This window comes from Cupriavidus sp. 01L46, from assembly GCF_056399905.1.
Genome location: NZ_JBFTSF010000488.1, coordinates 1 through 4,251, shown reverse-complemented (window position 1 = coordinate 4,251; position 4,251 = coordinate 1). Strand labels below are relative to the sequence as shown.

Here is a 4,251-nt window from a genome sequence, read left to right as displayed (position 1 = left end):
ATCGGACCTCTTCCACGCCGAGCGGCGAACCGTGCGCTTCGAACGTGTCTTGCTTGTTGGGCGACCCGTAACCGAGATGCGTGCGCACGAGGATCAGAGACGGTCGCCTGGTCTCGGCGTGGGCGGCATGCAGTGCCTGCTCGATGGACGGCAGGTCGTTGCCGTCCTCCACCAAATGGGTATGCCAGCCATAGGCATCAAAGCGCTGCGCAGCATCCTCGGTAAAAGTGATACCCGTGCTTGCGGAGAGCGTGACGCCATTGTCGTCGTACAGGTAGATCAGCTTGCCCAAATGCAGATGCCCAGCCAGTGAAGCGGCTTCGGACGCGATGCCTTCCATCAGGTCGCCGTCGCTCACGATGCCGTAGGTAAAGTGGTTGATGATCTCGAAGCCATCGCGGTTGTAGCGAGCGGCCAGATTCGCTTCCGCCATCGCCATGCCCACGCCGTTGCCAAATCCCTGACCGAGCGGTCCGGTTGTCACTTCGACGCCCGGCGTCAGGCCTCGCTCCGGGTGGCCCGGCGTGATGCTGCCCCACTGACGGAATTGCCGAAGCTGTTCGAGCGGCAGATCATATCCTGCGAGGTGGAGAAAGCTGTATAGCAGCGCCGAGCCGTGGCCTGCGGATAGCACGAAACGGTCCCGGTCGAACCAAAGCGGATTGGCCGGATGATGCTTGAGAAAACGGGTCCAAAGCACATAGGCCATCGGCGCCGCACCCAGCGGCATGCCGGGATGGCCGCTGTTGGCGTTCTGCACAGCGTCGACGGACAGGAAACGAAGCGTGTTGACGCAAAGGTCATCCAGTGAGGCCGTCGGGAGGTCGGTAGAGCGCATTGAGTTCAATCTGGAGCCTCTGGATCCTGACGGAATGCCGCGCCAATCTCTCGCGGCGCTTCCCGATTRTTCAGCGCAGAGAGCATTCTCCCGCCTGCACAAGATTAGTGCGTCCAATACGCCATTTCAAGGCCCGCGCCGTTGCCACCAAATCCCGGATTGGGATAGGCGGCGTCCAGCATCGGATCGACCAAGCGCGACCAGCGCATCTATCTGCGCAACGAGGAACGGATGGCGCCGTCGATCTGGGTTCGGAAATCGATACATAGATGCAAACCATGGTCAACGCGGATTCAGCCCGGCATCACACCAGGCGGCGCGCAAGCATGGTTCTGATCTAGCCTATCGCATAGGCGGGGTTCAAGTTCTTCGGGCAAATGTCTGTGCAGTTCAGAATGCTGCGACAGCGAAAGAGACGGTACGCCTCAAGACTATCGAGCCTTCGGCGGTGGCAGTGTCGCGTGAGTCGACGATAAATCGGTAAGCCTGCAACAGGCCAGTTGGCCCGACATACTTGTCAGGAGAATAGACCAAAGAGCATGAAAACCGTCACCCCGCCGAAGGTGCCGCCCCCCAATCGCTGCCGTAGTCCCGCGAAATCAACAAATCCGACCGCCTTCCGCGACGATTGACACGGACTCACCACATCGTGGCAACAACAGACCGCCTTCACTTTGCGAATAGAATGGGGCTGTGTGAGCCGCTCATCCCCCCACATTGAGTTGAGTCTAGTGCCCTCCACGCCMGTGTACGGCCAGCCAGCCCTTGAGCGCGGCGATCACCAGCGGCACCGCGCCGAACACGATGAACACCAGGTCGCCGGGGAGACGCAACCATTCAATCAGTTGCGAACGGGGGCTACCGGTGTAGGCGAAACTGCGTGCATGCCAGTAACCTTGCTCGATCACATCCCAAACCTGCAGTACCCCGCCCGGAAACAGGCTAAGCGCGACCATCAGCAGCAGTCCTATGTTGGAGCCCCAGAAGGCGACACGCACATACCTTTCGATCTCTTGCCAGTGTATGTCGTCACTGGTCTCGCGCAGCACGAATACCAAAAGCGCGATCGCCAGCATGCCGAACACGCCCATCAGCGCTGCATGGGCATGATTCGGTGTGAGGATGGTACCTACCTCGTAATAACTAACGATTGGAAGGTTGATCAGGAAACCAAAGACACCAGCGCCAAGGAAGTTCCAGAAGCCCACTGCCATGAGGAACCAAAACGTCCACTTGTGCGGAATCGCGATTGGCCTTCCGTACTCGTCGCACACGCCGCGGGTGGTGCGTACGAAATCCCATGCGTCAAGCGTCAGTAGCGTCAACGGCACCACTTCCAAGGCAGAGAACATCGCCGACGCGGCCATGTTGATGTTGGTCTGACCGGTGAAGTACCAGTGGTGGCCGGTGCCAATCAGACCGCCGAGGAAATACAGGATCGCGTCCAGATAGATCACGCGCAGCGCGGTGTTGCGCTGGGTCAGCCCGAGTTGGAAGAGCACCAGCGCCACCACTGTAGTGGCGAAAAATTCGAAGAACCCCTCGACCCACAGGTGAATGATCCAGAAGCGCCAGGTGTCGACCACCGTGAAATTGGTATGCGCGCCGTAGAACAGCGCCGGCACGTAGAACACCGGAATCGCCAGCGCCGCCAGCAGGAACACTTTCGCCAGCGGCTTTGCCTCCGGATTGGCGATCTGACGCGGGTCTGTCACCCAGAGCAGCAGGGCGAACCAAGTGAAGAGACCGAGTATMAGAAGGATTTGCCAGAAGCGGCCGATCTCGAGGTACTCCCAGCCCTGATCCCCGAACCAGAACCAGCGCGATAGTGTGCCGTCGCGCCGCCTACCAGGGCCTGAATCAGAAGCAGCACAGCCACCACCACGAAGTACTTCACCAGTGCGCGCTGCCCCGGGCTGGCGTGCCCCGGGAGCCGTTGCGAGCGCACCTGCCGTCCGGGGCTCACCCAGCCCAGATAGTCGAACTTACCGAACACCAGCAACACCGTGGCAATGCCGCCCAGCAGCGCAATCAGGCTAAGTGCACTCCACAGCAGCGCACCGCCGTTGGGGCGATTCCCGACGCTGGGATCGGATGGGAAGTTGTTGGTATAGGAGTAGCCGGCGCCGGGGCGATCGGTCACGGAAGCCCAAGCCGCCCAGCTGACGAAGGCAGTGAACTGCTTCAACTCCTGCGGATTCGTGATGAGGTCCGGTGCCAGGCCCCCGTTCGTTTCAGGGTGTTGGAAATAGTCGGTCCAGCGATGGATCTGCTGGCGATATGCCTGCGCCTCCGCTAGCGTCAGTGTGAGTGCGCCGGTGGCAGCGTTGTAGCGGTTGGTCTTCAGCGTCAACGCAACTTCCGCCCGGATCGCGGCCTGTTGAAGCGGCGTGACTGCAGCCATCGGTTGGCCATACTGCTGCATGGCCAGCGCGGTGGCCGTGTCGTCGCCGATACGATGCAGCGCCTCGGCCGAATAGTCCGGGCCGAGATAGGCTCCATGGCCCCAGATCGAGCCGTTGTCCATCAGACCGTATTTCAGAAATACAGCCTGACCGGCGCGAATATCGTCGCCGCTGAACACGCTGACACCGCTCGCGTCGAGCACCTGGGCCGGGATCGGTGGTGCATTGCGGTAGGCCAGAGTGGTGATGGTCAGCAGTGCGGCAAAACCCAGCACTATCACGATCAGCACGCTGCGCACCCACCAAGGCGATAATGCCGGCTCGGCGGATTCGGTGGTTCCGAAAACGGTGCTCATCTATCCCTCTGTGCGCATCAGTGACGCCAGCCCGCAGTTGGCGTGCATCGACTATCCCTATAGGGTCAGGTCCCCCCGATCCCGCACCGGGAATCGATACCGGCCGAGTTGTCACACCCCATTCTAGTCAGTATCCGCAATAACTTAACAGACCATGCGCCGACATTGGGTCGGGTGCCGGTAGATAGGTATCGTAGCGGGCAAAGGCGAACAATTCCGCCTATATTCCAATGAGATCTCGCGTGGCTGGAGTTGGACATGCTGGCGCCAGGTCTGCAAAAAATCAGCCGAAGTTGCGATCTGCACGGTGCACCGGATTGTTCGCGACTGGGCATCCGAGACGCCAATGCACTACTCCCAGTCCATCGTATTGACCGTAGGCCATTCGACGCGCTCCCTTGGAGAATTCATTCTGTTGCTTGCGGCGCATTCAGTGACGCAGCTTATCGACGTGCGTACTGTGCCTCGCTCTCGCCGAAACCCTCAGTTCAATCGTGACACCGTCGGGCTTGCACTTGAAAGCATCGGCATCCGCTACGAGCATGCCGCCGGACTAGGAGGCTTTCGACGCACTCACCCGGGGTCCCAGAATATGGGATGGCGAAATGCGTCCTTTCGTGGTTTCGCCGACTATATGCACACACCTTTTGCC

Annotated in this window: 4 protein-coding genes and 1 pseudogene; 1 reads left to right on the top strand and 4 read right to left on the bottom strand. The window is 60.1% G+C overall.

Annotated features, from left to right (window positions below):
* The 4 genes and pseudogenes from AC1DS3_RS37340 to AC1DS3_RS37325 form a co-directional block, all read right to left on the bottom strand.
* A partial coding sequence (locus AC1DS3_RS37340) for a transketolase family protein (protein ID WP_477129212.1) occupies nucleotides 1-838 on the bottom strand: 838 nt, incomplete at its 3' end.
* A 337-nt stretch (nucleotides 839-1,175) separates the two neighbouring features.
* A pseudogene (sdhB, locus tag AC1DS3_RS37335) lies at nucleotides 1,176-1,381 on the bottom strand (succinate dehydrogenase iron-sulfur subunit); the annotation flags it as partial.
* A gap of 185 nt (nucleotides 1,382-1,566) precedes the next feature.
* Nucleotides 1,567-2,601, bottom strand: a complete 1,035-nt coding sequence (locus AC1DS3_RS37330; protein ID WP_477129213.1) for a cbb3-type cytochrome c oxidase subunit I — start codon at nucleotides 2,599-2,601, stop codon at nucleotides 1,567-1,569.
* Nucleotides 2,550-3,599: a hypothetical protein gene (locus AC1DS3_RS37325; RefSeq protein WP_477129211.1), complete on the bottom strand. Its 1,050-nt coding sequence runs from the start codon at nucleotides 3,597-3,599 to the stop codon at nucleotides 2,550-2,552. The genes AC1DS3_RS37330 and AC1DS3_RS37325 overlap by 52 nt, the downstream gene beginning before the upstream one ends.
* Nucleotides 3,600-3,945: 346 nt before the next feature.
* Here AC1DS3_RS37325 and AC1DS3_RS37320 point away from each other — a divergent pair.
* Nucleotides 3,946-4,251 (top strand): DUF488 domain-containing protein (locus AC1DS3_RS37320; RefSeq protein WP_477129210.1); only part of this gene is annotated, 306 nt, incomplete at its 3' end.